Consider the following 15463-nt stretch of genomic DNA (forward strand, 5'->3'; position numbering starts at 1 on the left):
CCGCGCGCCCCCGGTCCCGCTCCGACGCGGAACGGCACCGGCGGGAGGCGTTCCCGCGGGCCGGGAGGCGCGTCCGGCGGCCCGGGGAGGCGGGGCGCCGCGCACCTTCCCGCCCTGCTGCCCGGGGCGCGGGCGGGACGCGCCCGCGCAGGTCTCCGGCACGGGGCGCCCGTCCGGTGCCGGCCGCATGGTACGACCACGTCCGCTCCGGCCCGCGGCCGGTGGGGGATGCGCTCTCCCGGCTGCGGCGGCTAGTCTGCCGCTGGCCGAGCGCCGGTCACCGGTCCCCTGACGTCCGGAGATCACGGTCGGCTGAGCGCCCCCTTAGAATGAGCTGCAAATGCCCCGCTTCAGTGTGATCGTCCCCGTGTACCAGGTCGAGGAGTACCTGGCCGAGTGTCTCGACTCGGTGCTCGCACAGTCGTGCGCGGACTTCGAGCTGATCGCCGTCGACGACCGTTCGCCCGACGGCTGCGCGGCGATCCTCGACGCGGTGGCCGAACGCGACCCGCGCGTCCGCGTGCTGCACCTCGTGGACAACGTCGGCCTCGGCCGCGCCCGCAACGCGGGCCTCGCCGTCGCCACCGGCGACTACGTGATCTTCCTCGACAGCGACGACACCCTGACGCCCGGCATGCTGGAGGCCGTCGAGGCCCGCCTGTCGGCCTGCGCCGACCCGGACGTCCTCGTCTACGACTACGCCCGCACCTACTGGGACGGCCGCGTCGTGCGCTCCGCCTCCGCCCCGGTCTTCGCCCGCCCGGGCCCGGACGTCTTCGACCTCGACGACCGCCCCGACCTCCTCGACCTGCTGATGGTCGTCTGGAACAAGGCCTACCGCCGGGACTGGATCGACGCCGAGGGCCTCACCTTCCCCGCCGGGTACTACGAGGACACGCCGTGGACCTTCCCGGCGCTGCTCGCCGCGGGCCGGATCACCATGCTCGACCTGGTCGGCCTTCACTACCGCCAGCGCAAGCAGGGCGGCAACATACTCGCGACCGTCAGCCGCAAGCACTTCGACATCTTCGACCAGTACGACCTGGTCTTCGCCTTCCTCGACCGCCGCCCCGCCCTCGACCGCTGGCGGCCCGTGGTCTTCGGCCGCATGGTGCACCACCTCAACACGGTCGTCAGCCGGCCCGACCGGGTGCCGCCCGGCGACCGCCGGGAGTTCTTCCGCCGCGCCGCCGAGCACTGCGCCCGGCTCCGCCCCGCCGGCTACCGCCCGGCCGCCGGCGCCGAGGGCGTCCGTACCGAACTGCTCAGCCACGGCCGCTACCTCACCTACCAGAGCGTCCGTGCGCTCGCCCGGACGCGCCAGCTCGCCGGCCGGGCCGCACGGCGGGTCCGCCCCCCGGCCGCCGTCCGCGACGTCACCCCGCCCCAGCAGCCCGACCGGGCCCGCCAGGAGAACACGGTCTCCGACCCGGCCTCCTGACGTCCCGCCGGCCGCCCTGGGCCGCCCAGGGGTCGCCCGGACGCCGCGCCGTGCGGCGCCCTGGCGTGACGCCGACCCCGCGGTATACAGGAGCGGTCCATCGCTCTTCCAGGTGATACGGGGGACTTGCCCGTGGATTTCCTCGTCCGGCTCCCGGTGATCGGGCCGATCGCGGCCCGCCTGATGCGGAGCCGCGCCTGGCGGGCGTACGTGCTCTTCACCGACACCCAGGGGAACCGGCTGGCCGGCTCGGTCACGTTCTTCGGTTTCCTGGCGCTGTTCCCGCTGCTCACCGTGGCGCTCGCGATCGCCGCCGCGACACTCACCGACGCCCGCGTGGACGAGCTCCAGAAGAAGATCGAGGAGCAGGCGGCCGGCCTCGCCGACTCCCTCGACCTCGACTCCCTGGTCGCCAACGCCGCCACCGTCGGCGTCATCAGCGGCGTCCTGCTGCTGATCTCCGGCCTCGGCTGGGTCGAGACGATGCGCGGCGCGGTCCGCACCGTCTGGCGGCTGCCCGAGGTGCCCGGCAACGCCGTCCTGCGCAAGGCCTGGGACTGCGTCGTCCTGGCCGGCCTCGGCGTGGTCTGCCTCCTCTCGCTCGCCGCCTCCGCGGGCGCCACCACCCTGGCCCGCCGGCTCGCCGACGCGATCGGCCTGACCGGTGCGCCCGGCCGGGTCCTGCTGACGCTGGCCGGCTTCGTCATCGCCGTCGCCGCCGACCTCCTCCTCTTCGCCTACCTGCTGGCGCCCTTCCCGCGGATCACCGGGCAGCGGCGGCGCGCCGTCGCCGAGGGCGCGCTGATCGGCGCGGTCGGCTTCGAGATCCTCAAGGTGCTGCTCTCCTCGTACCTCGGCTCGGTCGCCGGACGGAGCCTCTACGGCGCGTTCGGCGTACCCGTCGCCCTTCTTCTGTGGATCGACTTCGTCGCCCGGCTCCTGCTCTACTGCGCCGCCTGGACGGCCCTGGACCACCCCGCCGCCGCCCGGGAGCGCACCCGTGAGCAGGGCAGGCGGCTGATCGAGGCGTCCGTCGAGAAGTGACGACAGCGCTCTGTCGGGCACAATCGGTTGTGACTAGGATCACGCCTACTTCTCATCCGGATCTCATCCGGTGCAGGGGCGACGGCACACCCCCGCCGTCGGTGGCTCCGCACCGTGAACCCCTCTCCGCAGCCCCCCAGGAGCGCCTCGTGACCAGCGTCGACACCGCCGCAGCCACCCCCGTCCCGCGTACGCCGGACGACGTCCCGGGGTGGTTCTGGAAGGCTGACCAGGACGTCTTCAGCTGGCTCCTGGACCGCCAGACCGCCGCCGGCACCACCGGTGACCTGCTGGAGCTCGGCGCCTACCTCGGCCGCAGCGCCATCCTGCTCGGCAGCCACCTGCGGCCCGGCGAGCGGTTCACCGTCTGCGACCTCTTCGACTCCGACGCGCCGGACGACGACAACTCGGCCGAGATGGCGATGTCGTACCGCAGGACCCTCACCCGGACCGCCTTCGAGGCCAACTACCTCGCGTTCCACCCCGAGCTGCCCACCGTCGTCCAGGCACCCACCTCGGTGCTCGCCGACGGCCGCATCCCCGCCGGCTCCTGCCGCTTCGTCCACGTCGACGCCTCGCACCTCTACGAGCACGTCGCGGGCGACATCCTCGTGGCCCGCGACGTCCTCGCCAAGGACGGCGTGATCGCCCTCGACGACTACCGCGCCGCCCACACCCCCGGCGTGGCCGCCGCCGTCTGGGAGGCGGTCTTCGTGCTCGGCCTCAAGCCGGTCTGCCTCACCCCGGAGAAGTTCTACGGCACCTGGGGCGACGCCGAGGCCGTCCAGGCCGACCTGCTCGCCCGCGACTGGCGCGGCGAGGGCTTCCGGATGGACGACGAGATGATCGCCGGCCACACCTGCCACCGGCTCGCCTGGGACGGCCCGCAGCCCGCCGCCCGCGCGGCCGCGGCCGGCCGGACCGTGCCGCACCGCTCCACGGCCCGCCGCATCGCCCTCGACGTGCTGCCGCCCATCGCCACCCGCGCCGCCCGCCGCGCGCTCCGCGCCGCCCGGGCCCGCGGGCCCCACTGACGGCGCCCTCCGGCGGCCTCCCCCGACGGACGGCCCCGCCGCGGCGGGACCGTCCGGGTGCTCAGCGCCGACGCACCGACCCTCCAGTACCCGGCCACCGCCGCAGCGCCGGCCCCAGCGAAGGCCGGGCGGCCCGCCGCCGGCGCAGCCGCAGCAGCGCCATCACCCCGGCGGCCGCACAGAGTCCGCCGGCGATCAGTCCGGCCGCGCCGCCCCGCCGGCCGGCCGGCTCGCGCCCCGGTCCGGCCGCCACGGGCGGAGCGGGCTGCGGCGGGGCCGCCGGGACGGAGTGCTGCGGGCCGGGCGCCGCCGGCCCGGCCGTGTCCGGCACCGGGGCGGGCTGCGCCGCCGCCGACGGTGGTGCGGCCACGGCCGAGGTGTCCTCGGCCAGCTCGCCCACCGGCGAGACCCGGTCCGCCGCGGCGAAGCCCCAGTCCAGCAGGGCCGCCGTCTCGTCGTACACCTTCTGGTACGTCGCGGGGTGCATGACGGTGACGATCAGCAGCCGGCCGTCCCGCTCCGCCGCCCCGGTGAAGGTCGAGCCGGCGTTCGTGGTGTAGCCGTTCTTCACGCCGATGAGGCCCTCGTACTTGCCGAGCAGCCGGTCGGTGTTGGCGATCCCGAAGCTGCCGCGCTGCCCGGTGTCCCGGTCCACCGCGCCGGGGAACTGCGCGTCGACGGTGGAGCAGTACGCCCGGAAGTCCGCGTTGCGCAGCCCGGCCCGGGCGAACAGCGTGAGGTCGTACGCCGAGGAGAGCTGGCCGTCCTGGTCGTAGCCGTCCGGGGTGACCACCTGCGTGTCGCGGGCCTGCAGGGACTCCGCCCGGGCCTGCATCTGCGCGACCGTGCGGTCGATCCCGCCGTTCATGTGGGCGAGCACCCGCACCGCGTCGTTGCCGGAACTGAGGAAGACGCCCCGCCAGAGGTCCTCCACCGTGTAGTCGAGGTCCTCCTTGATGCCCACCAGGCTGCTGCCCGCGCCGAGCCCCGTGAGCTCCTCGGGGGCGACCCGGTGCACGGTGCCGCGGTCGAGCTTGGGCAGCACCGTGTCGGCGAACAGCATCTTCAGGGTCGACGCCGGCGGCAGCTGCAGGTGCGCGTTGTAGGAGGCCAGGACATCGCCGGTGGTGCCGTCCGCGACGACCCAGGAACGGCCGGACAGGCCGCCCGGCAGGGCCGGAGCCCCCGACTGCGGCGCGACCTGCACGCCGGACCGGCCCAGCCGCTCGCCGCCCACCACCTCGCCGGCGGACTGGGAACGGGCCGCGGCGGCGGCCGGGGCGAGGCCGATCAGGCCGGCGGCGGCCGCGACGGTGCACCGGGACGCGAGGTGACGGGTCATCAGCATGGGGGGAACGTACCCGCGGCGCGGGGCCGCGCCGCCCGGCCACCGTCCAACTCCCCCCGAACGGGTGCGCCCACCCGGGCCGCGCATACTGGACGGGCAGCACCCGACGTCCGCGAAGGAATGCCCGATGACGCTCAGCCGCCGTACCTCCTGGTTCCTCACCGCCTTCGGCGTGTGGTCCCTGATCATCTGGACGACCTTCGTCAAGAACCTCTGGAAGGACTCCGGCGGGCAGGCGTTCCTCGACGGTGACCACTCCCGGCCGACCGCGTTCTTCTGGGTGCACCTGGTGCTCGCCGTCACCTCGCTGCTGCTGGGCGTGCTGGTCGGCGCCGTCGGCGTCCGCAGCCTGCGGGCCCGTTCCGGTGCCGCAGGCGCCGCCTCGGAGGCCTGAGCCGCACAACGCCCGAGGGCCCGTCCGGTCGGTACCGGACGGGCCCTCGGGCGTTGCTGCCGAAGCGTCAGAAGCGACGGGTGACCAGCGCGCGCTTCACCTCGGCGATGGCCTTGGTGACCTCGATGCCGCGCGGGCAGGCCTCCGAGCAGTTGAAGGTGGTGCGGCAGCGCCACACGCCCTCACGGTCGTTGAGGATCTCCAGCCGCTGCTCCGCACCCTCGTCGCGCGAGTCGAAGATGAAGCGGTGCGCGTTGACGATCGCGGCCGGGCCGAAGTACTGGCCGTCGTTCCAGAACACCGGGCAGGACGACGTGCACGCGGCGCACAGGATGCACTTGGTGGTGTCGTCGAACCGCTCGCGGTCCTCCTGGGACTGCAGGCGCTCACGCGTCGGGTCGTTCCCGTTGGTGATCAGGAACGGCATGACGTCCTTGTACGCCTGGAAGAACGGGTCCATGTCGACGATCAGGTCCTTGAGGACCGCGAGGCCCTTGATGGCCTCGACGGTGATCGGCTTCTCGGGGTTGACGTCCTTGATCAGGGTCTTGCAGGCCAGCCGGTTGCGGCCGTTGATGCGCATCGCGTCGGAGCCGCAGATGCCGTGCGCACAGGAACGGCGGTAGGTCAGGGTGCCGTCCTGCTCCCACTTGATCTTGTTGAGGGCGTCGAGGACGCGCTCCTTCGGATCCATCTCCAGCTGGTAGTCGACCCACACCGGGTCCGGGTGCTCCTCCGGGTTGAACCGGCGGATCCGGAGGGTGACGGTGATCAGCGCGGTGGCGCCCGCTTCTGCCGCGTCGAGAGCGGCCGAGTGCTTCTCCACGGTCGGAGTGCTCATCAGTACTTACGCTCCATCGGCTGGTAGCGGGTCTGCACGACCGGCTTGTAGTCGAGGCGGATCGAGGTGGTGCCGTCCGCGGCAACCTCCTGGTACGCCATGGTGTGCTGCATGAACTTCACGTCGTCGCGGGTCGGGAAGTCCTCGCGGTAGTGGCCGCCGCGCGACTCCTCGCGGGCGAGCGCGGAGACGACCAGCACCTCGGCCAGGTCGAGCAGGTTGCCCAGCTCGACGGCCTCCAGCAGGTCGGTGTTGAACCGCGAGCCCTTGTCCTGGATGGAGACGCTCTTGTACCGCTCGCGCAGCAGGGCGATGTCGGCGACGGCCTGCTTGAGGGTGTCGCCGGTGCGGTACACGGACGCGTTGGCGTCCATGGACTCCTGCAGCTCCTTGCGGATCTGCGCGACGGACTCGGTGCCGGTCGACTCGCGGAGGCCGTCGACCAGGTTCTGGACGAGCGCCTCGGCGTTCTCCGGCAGCGGCACGAACTCGTTGTTCGCGGCGTACTCGGCGGCGGCGAGGCCCGCGCGGCGGCCGAACACGTTGATGTCCAGCAGCGAGTTGGTGCCCAGGCGGTTGGCGCCGTGCACGGAGACGCAGGCGACCTCGCCGGCGGCGTACAGGCCGGGGACGACGTCGGTGTTGTTCCTCAGCACCTCGCCCTCGACGTTGGTCGGGATGCCGCCCATGCCGTAGTGCGCGGTGGGCTGGATCGGGATCGGGTCCGTGTAGGGCTCGATGCCGAGGTAGGTGCGCGCGAACTCCGTGATGTCGGGCAGCTTGGCGTCGAGCTGCTCCGGCGGGAGGTGCGTGAGGTCCAGGTAGACGTGGTCGCCGTCCGGGCCGCAGCCGCGGCCTTCGCGGATCTCGCTGTAGATGGCGCGCGAACAGACGTCGCGGGAGGCGAGGTCCTTCATGACGGGCGCGTAGCGCTCCATGAAGCGCTCGCCGTCCTTGTTGCGGAGGATGCCGCCCTCGCCGCGGGCGCCCTCGGTGAGGAGGATGCCCATGCGCCAGATGCCCGTCGGGTGGAACTGGAAGAACTCCATGTCCTCCAGCGGCAGGCCCCGGCGGTACGCCACGGCCTGGCCGTCACCGGTGAGGGTGTGGGCGTTCGAGGTGACCTTGAACATCTTGCCGGTGCCGCCGGAGGCGAACACCACGGCCTTGGCCTGGAAGATGTGGATCTCGCCGGTGGCGAGCTCGTAGGCGACGACGCCGGCGGTCCTGCCCTCGTTCATCAGCAGGTCGAGGACGTAGTACTCGTTGAAGAACTCGACACCGTGCTTGACGCAGTTCTGGAACAGCGTCTGGAGGATCATGTGACCGGTGCGGTCGGCCGCGTAGCACGAGCGGCGGACGGGCGCCTCGCCGTGGTTGCGCGAGTGACCGCCGAAGCGGCGCTGGTCGATGCGGCCCTGGTCGGTCCGGGAGAAGGGGAGACCCATCTTCTCCAGGTCGAGGACGGCGTCGATGGCCTCCTTGCACATGATCTCGGCGGCGTCCTGGTCGACCAGGTAGTCACCGCCCTTGACCGTGTCGAAGGTGTGCCACTCCCAGTTGTCCTCCTCGACGTTGGCGAGGGCGGCGCACATGCCGCCCTGGGCCGCGCCGGTGTGGGACCGGGTGGGGTAGAGCTTGGTCAGCACCGCGGTGCGGCTGCGCTGCGTCGACTCGATCGCCGCGCGCATGCCTGCGCCGCCGGCGCCGACGATGACGGTGTCGTACTGGTGAATCTGCATGGGGATGTGTCGCCTCGTCCTTGAGTTCGATACCGACTAGATGTTCGGGTCGAAGGTGAAGATCACCAGGGTGCCGAGCAGCACGGTGAACACCGTGGCGACGCCCATCAGGGTCTTCAGCCAGAGACGAGTACTGTCCTTCTCGGCGTAGTCGTTGATGACGGTTCGCATGCCGTTGGAGCCGTGGAGCATGGCGAGCCACAGCATCAGCAGGTCCCAGCCCTGCCAGAACGGCGAGGCCCAGCGGCCGGCCACGAAGGCGAAGCCGATCTTGGAGACGCCGCCGTCGAGCACCAGCATGATCAGCAGGTGGCCGAGGATCAGGACGACCAGCACCACGCCCGAGAGACGCATGAACAGCCACGCGAGCATCTCGAAGTTGGTGCGGGTGCGGCGCGGCGACCGCTTGGTGCGGGTGCGGGCCGGCTCGACGACGAACGCGTCGGCGGGGTTGCCGGTGCCCAGGCCCTGGCCCGTGTGGGCGTGCACGGACGGGACGACCAGACGGTCGGTGGTGTCAGAAGCCATTGCGGATCACCCGAACCACGTGCGAAGAGTGTGCTGCAGGATGGGGTAGAAGGCGCCTGCCAGCAGGACGACCCAGACGCCGACGACGGACCAGAGCATCTGCTTCTGGTACTTCGCGCCCTTCGACCAGAAGTCGACGGCGACGACCCTCAGGCCGTTCAGTGCGTGGAACAGGATGGCGGCGGTGAGGCCGTACTCCATCAGGTTCACGAGGGGCGTCTTGTACGTCTCGATGACGGTGTCGTACGCCTGCGGGGACACGCGCACGAGTGCGGTGTCGAGGACGTGGGCGAACAGGAAGAAGAAGATGAGGACGCCGGTGACTCGGTGAGCCACCCAGCTCCACATGCCTTCCCGGCCGCGGTACAGCGTTCCAGCCGGCACGGAAAACCCTCCGGAAGCGATTGGGGGCTCGGCCGGCTTCGGTGTCGGTCAGCCCGGCCGGGTACGGTCCACCGGCCGCTGGCATCCTATCGACGCCCGGTGCCCCCCGGCCTCCGGGGGGCGCAGGTGTGATCAATCAGGCACGCACGGCCTAATCCGGAGGGGAACCGGCACGGAGCGTCACCGGATGTCGCTCCCGGTCGCCGGTCGCCGGTCGCCGGTCGCCGGGCGAAGGCGGGCGTGTGCGGGAAAGCCGATGCCCGCACCGGGCGGCCGGGCCGGGTGCGGGCGTCGGGGTGCGCGGGCTCGGATCCTGCCCGGCGGGAGGTGCCTAGTGGGCGGCGGCCTCCGCGGAGTGCCGGGAGACCAGGTGCGAGAGCCGGACCAGGGCGATCCGGCGGAGCTCGTCGGCCGCGACGAGTCGTTCCTCGTCCCGGTCGTTGGCGAGCCGGGTGCGGATGGAGCTGAGGACGGTGTCGAGCATCTCCTCCGGCGCCACCCCCTCCAGGCAGACCACGAAGACGTGGCCGAACCTGGCCTCGTAGGCGGCGTGGGCGGCCCTGAGGGCGGTGTGCGCGGCCTGGCTGCCCGGCGCGCGCATGCCGAGCAGGGGCTGCGGCATCCAGCTCTCGTCCGCCAGGGCCTCGGCGAGGTCGGCGGGGCGGAGGTCGTAGGACGCCTCGCTGGCGGCTGCCAGGAGGGACTCTATGTCGGGGTAGGGCCGGTGGGCCGTGAGGCGCAGGGCCCACCGATGGCTTCCGCAGCAGGCGAGCAGGGCTTCTTCGGCCGCGCCGGTGTCGGCCTCGTTGAAGCGGTGCAGCCCGAGCAGGGACGGATCCGTCGCGGCGTCGAGGCGCTGCGATGGGATGTCACTGGTCAGCGGATCCTCCTTGTGAGGGCAGGAAGGGGGGATGCTCCAGAGACGAAAGGTAGGTGCTGGGAGGTTGCGCGACGTACCGGGGCAAAGCGGGACGAGCCGGGCGTCGGACATGTCGCCCGTGCAGCGCCATCAAGGTAGTTGAGTACTCATCAGTTGGGGAGGGAGCGCGCGGAATTCACTCGAACGAGCTATCAAGTTGTGACGTTGACACCTTTTCGACAGCTCCCTCCCCTGTGACCGGGCAGGTCAGAGCTCGCGGTGCACCTTGTGGTTCGCGGCCTGGGCGCGCGGCCGGACGACGAGCAGGTCGATGTTGACGTGCGACGGCCGGGTGACCGCCCAGGAGACGGTGTCCGCGATGTCCTCAGAGGTCAGCGGCTCGGCGACACCCGCGTAGACCGCCGCCGCCTTGTCCTCGTCGCCGCGGAAGCGGGTCACCGCGAAGCCCTCGGACCGCACCATGCCGGGCGCGATCTCGATCACCCGGACGGGCTCGCCGCACAGCTCCAGCCGCAGCGTCGCCGCGACGCTGTGCGCGGCGTGCTTGGCGGCGACGTAGCCGCCGCCGCCCTCGTACGCGGCGAACGCCGCCGTCGAGGAGAGCACCAGCACGGTGCCGTCGCCGGTCGCGCGCAGCGCGGGCAGCAGCGCCTGCGTCACGTGCAGCACGCCGATGACGTTCACCTCGTACATCGCCCGCCAGTCGGCCGGGTCGCCGTGCTCCACGCTCTCGGCGCCGATCGCCCCGCCGGCGTTGTTGACCAGGACGTCGACCCGGCCGATCCCGGCGGCGAAGGCGTCGACGGCGGCCCGGTCGGTGACGTCCAGGGTGTGGGCCCGGCCGCCGATCTCCTTGGCGAGCGCCTCGATCCGGTCGGTGCGGCGTGCGGTCACCACCACGTCGAATCCGTCGGCGGCGAGGCGTCGTGCCGTCGCGGCACCGATCCCGCTGCTGGCGCCGGTGACGACGGCCACCTTCTGCTCGGTCATTGCCACTCCCAGGGAGAAGTCCGGTCTGCGGCTCCGATCATCTCAACCGGTCGTACGCGGCCCGCGGGCACGTCCGGCGGTGCGGCGCCGCGCCGGGAGGAGGTGCCGGGAGAGGGTGCCGGGAGGGGGCGCCGCTGACGGCGTGTCGGCGTCGCCGGGAGCGGGCCGCCGTGTCCGCCGGGGGCAGGAGTCGTTGCACTGGGCAGGGACCACCGGGGAAGGCGGCTGAATCGGAATGTCATACCCAGTCGGACGGCCGCCATGCACCGATCGGGCCACGACTTCGTGGGAAGGCGGGCCAAATCCCCTCCACCGGCCTACTCTTGTTGAGGTGAACGATCCTCAGCCCGCCGATCGGGCCGCCCTCGCCACCGCCGTCCGCCCCGGCCCGGACCTCCGCGCCCGCGTACGGGCCCACGAGGCCGAGCTGATCGCCTTCCGCCGTGACCTCCACCGGCACCCCGAACTGGGCCGGCAGGAGTTCCGGACGACGCGGCTGCTGGGGGAGCGGCTGACCGGGGCGGGGCTGCAGCCCCGGGTGCTGCCGGGCGGCACCGGGATGACCGTCGACATCGTGCCGCCGGGCACCCCCGCGGGCACGCCGGTGCTGGCCTTCCGGGCCGACATCGACGCGCTGCCCATCGACGACGCGAAGACCGACGTGCCGTACCGCTCGACCCTGCCCGGGCGGGCGCACGCCTGCGGGCACGACGTGCACACCGCGGTCGTGCTGGGCACCGCCCTGGTGCTGGCGGAGGCCGCCCGGACGGGAGAGCTGCGGCAGCCGGTGCGGCTGATCTTCCAGCCCGCCGAGGAGGTCATGCCGGGCGGTGCGCTCGACGTGATCAAGGCGGGCGGCATGGAGGGCGTCGGCCGGATCTTCGCGGTGCACTGCGACCCGAAGGTCGAGGTCGGCCGGGTCGGGCTGAAGGTCGGCGCGATCACCTCGGCGTGCGACCGGCTGCTGCTGGCCCTGGACGGCCCCGGCGGCCACACCGCCCGTCCGCACCTGACCACCGACCTCGTCACCGCGGTCGCCCGGATGGCGGCCGACCTGCCCGCCGCGCTCGGCCGCCGGATGGATCCGCGCTGGGGCGTGAGCCTGGTCTTCGGCCGGATCGCGGCCGGCTCCGCGCCCAACGCCATCCCGCAGCACGCCGAGCTGGAGGGCACCGTGCGCTGCCTGGAGCTGGACGGCTGGCGGGAGGCGCCCGAGGTGCTGGACGAGCTCATCGCCCGGATCGCCGAGACCCACCGGGCGAAGTGGACCCTCGACTACCACCGCGGGGTGCCGCCGGTGGTCAACGAGCAGGTCTCGATCGCCCAGCTGGAGCGGGCGATGACCGCGCGCTTCGCGGACGGCGGCGGCCCGGTGGTCGAGGACACCGAGCAGAGCCTCGGCGGCGAGGACTTCTCCTGGTACCTGGAGCACGCGCCGGGCGCGCTGGCCCGGCTCGGGGTCCGCGGGCCGCACGAGAAGGGGGTCCGCGACCTCCACCAGGGCCGGTTCGACGTGGACGAGCGGGCGATCGCCGTCGGCGTGGAGCTTTTCTGCGCGCTGGCCCTGGAACACGGCCGGGTCTGACCCGCCCCGCCGCGGACGGCAGGGCCGTGCGGGTGTCAGGCGTGTCCGAACGGACCCCGGAAGGCGCGGCTTCCGTACCCCGGGGCCGGTCGGGCGTAGGGTGGACACCCGATACCCCCGGCCGTGACTTCGTGTTGGACGAAGGGTGGCGGTCCGTCCGGCTCCGACCGGGCGGATGACCACGTTTTGGTAACAACCCGAATGCCCCCGCAGCCCGTAACACAACCGTGTTCTACGCGCGTTACGGTGGCGCTCGACCACGCCATACGGGTGTGTGAGAAGGAGATACTCCCTTGCGCCGTTCACTGAAGCTCGCCGCGGTCGTGCTCTCGGGTTCCCTGAGCATTGCCTCGCTCGCCGCTTGCGGCGCAAAGAGCACCGACAACCCCACCCCCGGCGCCTCGGGCGCCTCCGGCGCCTCCGGCGTCAAGGTCGGCATGGCCTACGACATCGGCGGCCGTGGCGACCAGTCGTTCAACGACTCCGCCGCCCGTGGCCTCGACCAGGCCAAGGACGAGCTGGGTGTCCAGGTCACCGAGGCCGAGGCCAAGACCGGTGAGGCCGAGGCCGACAAGGAGGCCCGCCTCAAGTCCCTGGTCGGCGCCGGCTTCAACCCGGTCATCGCCGTCGGCTTCGTCTACCAGGCCGCCGTCGAGAAGGTCGCCAAGGACAACCCGAACGTCAAGTTCGCGATCATCGACTCGGCGTCCGACACGCAGCCGTCGAACGTCACCTCGCTGACCTTCTCGGAGCAGGAGGGCTCGTACCTCGCCGGTGTCGCCGCCGCCTCCAAGAGCAAGGCCAAGCACATCGGCTTCATCGGCGGCGTGCAGTCCGAGCTGATCAAGAAGTTCGAGGCCGGCTACAAGGCGGGCGCCAAGTCCGTCGACCCGAGCATCGTCGTCGAGACCACGTACCTCACCACCCCGCCGGACTTCAGCGGCTTCAACGACCCGGGCAAGGGCAAGGAAGCCGCCCTGGGCCAGCTCGACAAGGGCGCGGACGTCATCTACAGCGCGGCCGGCTCCTCCGGCAACGGCGCCATCGAGGCCATCGCCGGCAGCAAGGGCAAGTGGGCCATCGGCGTCGACTCCGACCAGGCCAAGCAGCCCGCGCTGAAGAAGTACGAGGCGAGCATCCTCACCTCGATGGTCAAGAACGTGAACGTCGCGGTCTTCGACTACATCAAGGCGTACAAGGAAGGCAACCCGCTGACCGGCGTCAAGAACTTCGACCTCAAGTCCGAGGGCGTCTCGCTCTCGCAGACCGGCGGGTTCCTGAAGGACATCCAGCCCAAGCTGGACGCCGCCACCCAGCAGATCACCTCCGGCGCCACCAAGATCCCCACCACCCCGGAGAGCTGATCCGGCGCCCCTGAGCACCGCCACTGCCCGGCGGTGACACCGGGGCCGACGACAGCACCGGAGGGCCCGGCGGGGCGCGTACGACGCGCCCCGCCGGGCCTCACCCGTTCCACCCCCGATACCGGCACTCCGGCGCAACGGTGCGCACGACGACCACAGGAGCTCGCCATCACCGCTTCCGACCCCGCCCTCGACGAGGGCGGCACCCCCAGCGCGGGGACGGCGACACCGGCCGTCGAACTGCGCGGCATCACCAAGCGCTTCCCCGGCGTCGTGGCCAACCACGACATCGACATCACCGTGCGACGCGGCACCGTGCACGCCCTCATGGGCGAGAACGGCGCCGGCAAGTCCACCCTGATGAAGATCCTCTACGGCATGCAGAAGCCGGACGAGGGCACCATCGCCGTCAACGGCAAGCAGGTCCAGCTCAACACCCCCGCCGACGCCATCGCCCTCGGCATCGGCATGGTGCACCAGCACTTCATGCTCGCCGACTACCTCACCGTCTGGGAGAACATCGTTCTCGGCGGCGAGAAGCTCCACGGCATAGGAGCGAAGGCCAAGGCGAAGATCCAGGAGCTCTCCGACCAGTACGGCCTGGGCGTGCGCCCGGACGCCATGGTCGAGGACCTCGGCGTCGCCGACCGGCAGCGCGTCGAGATCCTCAAGGTCCTCTACCGCGGCGCCACCACCCTGATCCTCGACGAGCCCACCGCCGTCCTCGTGCCGCAGGAGGTGGACGCGCTCTTCGGCAACCTCCGGGAGCTGAAGGCGGAGGGCGTCACCGTCATCTTCATCTCGCACAAGCTGCACGAGGTGCTCGCGGTCGCCGACGCGATCAGCGTCATCCGCCGCGGCACCACGGTCGGCGACGCCGACCCGAAGACCGTCACCGCCCGGCAGCTCGCCGAGCTCATGGTCGGCGCCGAGCTGCCCTCCCCGGAGAGCCGCGAGTCGACCGTCACCGACACCGAGATGCTCCGCGTCGACGGCCTGCGCATCGCCAAGACCGACGCCGAGGGCATCGAGCGCGTCGTCCTCGACGACATCTCGCTGCGCATCCGCAAGGGCGAGATCCTCGGCATCGCCGGCGTCGAGGGCAACGGCCAGGCCGAGCTCGTCGAGGCCATCATGGGCATGCTGCCGCTCGACGGGGGTGCCGTCAGCCTCGACGGCGTCGACGTGACCCGGCAGCTCACCCGCGCCCGCCGCGAGGCCGGCATCGGCTACATCCCCGAGGACCGGCACCGGCACGGCCTGCTGCTGGAGGCGCCGCTCTGGGAGAACCGCGTCCTGGGCCACGTGACCGAGCCGCCCAACTCCAAGGGCGTGCTGCTCGACCCCGCGGGCGCCCGCAAGGACACCCAGCGGATCGTCGAGGAGTACGACGTCCGCACCCCCGGCATCGAGGTCACCGCGGCCTCCCTCTCCGGCGGCAACCAGCAGAAGCTGATCATCGGCCGCGAGATGAGCCACAAGCCCAAGCTCCTGGTCGCCGCCCACCCCACCCGCGGTGTGGACGTCGGCGCCCAGGCCCAGATCTGGGAGCAGATCCGCGGCGCCCAGCGCGAGGGCCTCGCCGTGCTGCTGATCTCCGCCGACCTGGACGAGCTGATCGGCCTCTCCGACACCATCCGGGTGATCTACCGCGGCCGTCTGGTCGCGGACGCCGACCCGGCCACCGTCACCGCCGAGGACCTCGGCACCGCGATGACCGGTGCCGCCCGCGGCCACATCGAGTCCGAGCCCGGGGCCGTCGCCGGGGACCGGGCGCTCGCCGCCGAGGGCCGGCAGGCCGAGGACGTCCCGGACGCCTCCGCCGGGAACGCCGGTGCCCAGGCCGAGCCCACCGACACCGCCGACGACGACCAGGCGGGGGAGTAAC

At 72.2% G+C, this 15463-nt stretch carries 14 protein-coding genes; 7 read left to right on the forward strand and 7 right to left on the reverse strand.

Annotation, left to right across the window (positions count from 1 at the left end; all coding sequences use genetic code 11):
* The first annotated feature begins 340 nt into the window (after positions 1-340).
* The 3 genes from SNE206_RS11535 (at position 341) to SNE206_RS11545 (ending at position 3519) form a co-directional block, all read left to right on the forward strand.
* Complete coding sequence (locus SNE206_RS11535) at positions 341-1441, forward strand: glycosyltransferase family 2 protein (RefSeq protein WP_407913197.1); 1101 nt, start codon at positions 341-343, stop codon at positions 1439-1441.
* Between the two features lie 132 nt (positions 1442-1573).
* Positions 1574-2485 carry a YihY/virulence factor BrkB family protein gene (locus SNE206_RS11540; protein WP_407913198.1) on the forward strand — a complete coding sequence of 304 codons (912 nt, stop codon included), beginning with the start codon at positions 1574-1576 and terminating at the stop codon, positions 2483-2485.
* 149 nt (positions 2486-2634) lie between these two features.
* The gene (locus tag SNE206_RS11545) at positions 2635-3519 is read left to right on the forward strand and encodes a class I SAM-dependent methyltransferase (RefSeq protein WP_407913199.1); all 885 of its coding nucleotides are present in this window, start codon (positions 2635-2637) and stop codon (positions 3517-3519) included.
* 61 nt (positions 3520-3580) lie between these two features.
* On the opposite strand, the gene SNE206_RS11550 is transcribed toward SNE206_RS11545, so the two are convergent.
* Positions 3581-4867 carry a D-alanyl-D-alanine carboxypeptidase family protein gene (locus tag SNE206_RS11550; protein WP_407913200.1) on the reverse strand — a complete coding sequence of 429 codons (1287 nt, stop codon included), beginning with the start codon at positions 4865-4867 and terminating at the stop codon, positions 3581-3583.
* A 127-nt stretch (positions 4868-4994) separates the two neighbouring features.
* On the opposite strand from SNE206_RS11550, the gene SNE206_RS11555 reads away from it, so the two are divergent.
* The gene (locus SNE206_RS11555; protein WP_407913201.1) at positions 4995-5261 is read left to right on the forward strand and encodes an SCO4848 family membrane protein; all 267 of its coding nucleotides are present in this window, start codon (positions 4995-4997) and stop codon (positions 5259-5261) included.
* A gap of 67 nt (positions 5262-5328) precedes the next feature.
* Here the strand turns inward: SNE206_RS11555 and SNE206_RS11560 are convergent, their stop codons facing one another.
* The 6 genes from SNE206_RS11560 to SNE206_RS11585 all read right to left on the reverse strand — a co-directional run bounded on the left by SNE206_RS11560 (position 5329) and on the right by SNE206_RS11585 (position 10626).
* On the reverse strand, positions 5329-6102 hold the full coding sequence (locus tag SNE206_RS11560; RefSeq protein WP_407913202.1) for a succinate dehydrogenase iron-sulfur subunit: 774 nt from the start codon (positions 6100-6102) through the stop codon (positions 5329-5331).
* On the reverse strand, positions 6102-7844 hold the full coding sequence (gene sdhA / locus SNE206_RS11565; protein ID WP_407913203.1) for a succinate dehydrogenase flavoprotein subunit: 1743 nt from the start codon (positions 7842-7844) through the stop codon (positions 6102-6104). Before sdhA ends, SNE206_RS11560 begins: the two co-directional genes overlap by 1 nt.
* A 36-nt stretch (positions 7845-7880) precedes the next feature.
* Entirely contained in the window at positions 7881-8372 is a 492-nt protein-coding gene (sdhD, locus tag SNE206_RS11570) for a succinate dehydrogenase, hydrophobic membrane anchor protein (protein ID WP_405012985.1), read from the reverse strand.
* A 6-nt stretch (positions 8373-8378) separates the two neighbouring features.
* Positions 8379-8756 carry a succinate dehydrogenase, cytochrome b556 subunit gene (gene sdhC / locus SNE206_RS11575; protein ID WP_407913204.1) on the reverse strand — a complete coding sequence of 126 codons (378 nt, stop codon included), beginning with the start codon at positions 8754-8756 and terminating at the stop codon, positions 8379-8381.
* Positions 8757-9087: 331 nt separating this feature from the next.
* Complete coding sequence (locus SNE206_RS11580) at positions 9088-9747, reverse strand: 2-oxo-4-hydroxy-4-carboxy-5-ureidoimidazoline decarboxylase (RefSeq protein WP_407913205.1); 660 nt, start codon at positions 9745-9747, stop codon at positions 9088-9090.
* A gap of 135 nt (positions 9748-9882) precedes the next feature.
* On the reverse strand, positions 9883-10626 hold the full coding sequence (locus SNE206_RS11585) for an SDR family oxidoreductase (RefSeq protein ID WP_407913206.1): 744 nt from the start codon (positions 10624-10626) through the stop codon (positions 9883-9885).
* Between the two features lie 331 nt (positions 10627-10957).
* On the opposite strand from SNE206_RS11585, the gene SNE206_RS11590 reads away from it, so the two are divergent.
* The 3 genes from SNE206_RS11590 (at position 10958) to SNE206_RS11600 (ending at position 15462) form a co-directional block, all read left to right on the forward strand.
* Entirely contained in the window at positions 10958-12211 is a 1254-nt protein-coding gene (locus SNE206_RS11590; protein WP_407913207.1) for an amidohydrolase, read from the forward strand.
* Positions 12212-12504: 293 nt separating this feature from the next.
* On the forward strand, positions 12505-13575 hold the full coding sequence (locus SNE206_RS11595) for a BMP family protein (protein WP_407913208.1): 1071 nt from the start codon (positions 12505-12507) through the stop codon (positions 13573-13575).
* A 327-nt stretch (positions 13576-13902) separates the two neighbouring features.
* A complete protein-coding gene (locus SNE206_RS11600; protein ID WP_407913265.1) occupies positions 13903-15462 on the forward strand; it encodes an ABC transporter ATP-binding protein in 1560 nt (519 codons plus the stop codon).
* Position 15463 lies beyond the last annotated feature (1 nt).

It is taken from the genome of Kitasatospora sp. NE20-6, from assembly GCF_045862635.1.

Excerpts from the sequence above, each read along its gene's own strand:
- SNE206_RS11535 (WP_407913197.1), top strand. The coding sequence starts at position 341 with ATGCCCCGCTTCAGTGTGATCGTCCCCGTGTACCAGGTCGAGGAGTAC.
- SNE206_RS11550 (WP_407913200.1), bottom strand. The coding sequence starts at position 4,867 with ATGCTGATGACCCGTCACCTCGCGTCCCGGTGCACCGTCGCGGCCGCC.
- SNE206_RS11555 (WP_407913201.1), top strand. The coding sequence starts at position 4,995 with ATGACGCTCAGCCGCCGTACCTCCTGGTTCCTCACCGCCTTCGGCGTG.
- SNE206_RS11560 (WP_407913202.1), bottom strand. The coding sequence starts at position 6,102 with ATGAGCACTCCGACCGTGGAGAAGCACTCGGCCGCTCTCGACGCGGCA.
- sdhA (WP_407913203.1), bottom strand. The coding sequence starts at position 7,844 with ATGCAGATTCACCAGTACGACACCGTCATCGTCGGCGCCGGCGGCGCA.
- sdhD (WP_405012985.1), bottom strand. The coding sequence starts at position 8,372 with ATGGCTTCTGACACCACCGACCGTCTGGTCGTCCCGTCCGTGCACGCC.
- SNE206_RS11580 (WP_407913205.1), bottom strand. The coding sequence starts at position 9,747 with ATGTCCGACGCCCGGCTCGTCCCGCTTTGCCCCGGTACGTCGCGCAAC.
- SNE206_RS11585 (WP_407913206.1), bottom strand. The coding sequence starts at position 10,626 with ATGACCGAGCAGAAGGTGGCCGTCGTCACCGGCGCCAGCAGCGGGATC.
- SNE206_RS11600 (WP_407913265.1), top strand. The coding sequence starts at position 13,903 with ATGGGCGAGAACGGCGCCGGCAAGTCCACCCTGATGAAGATCCTCTAC.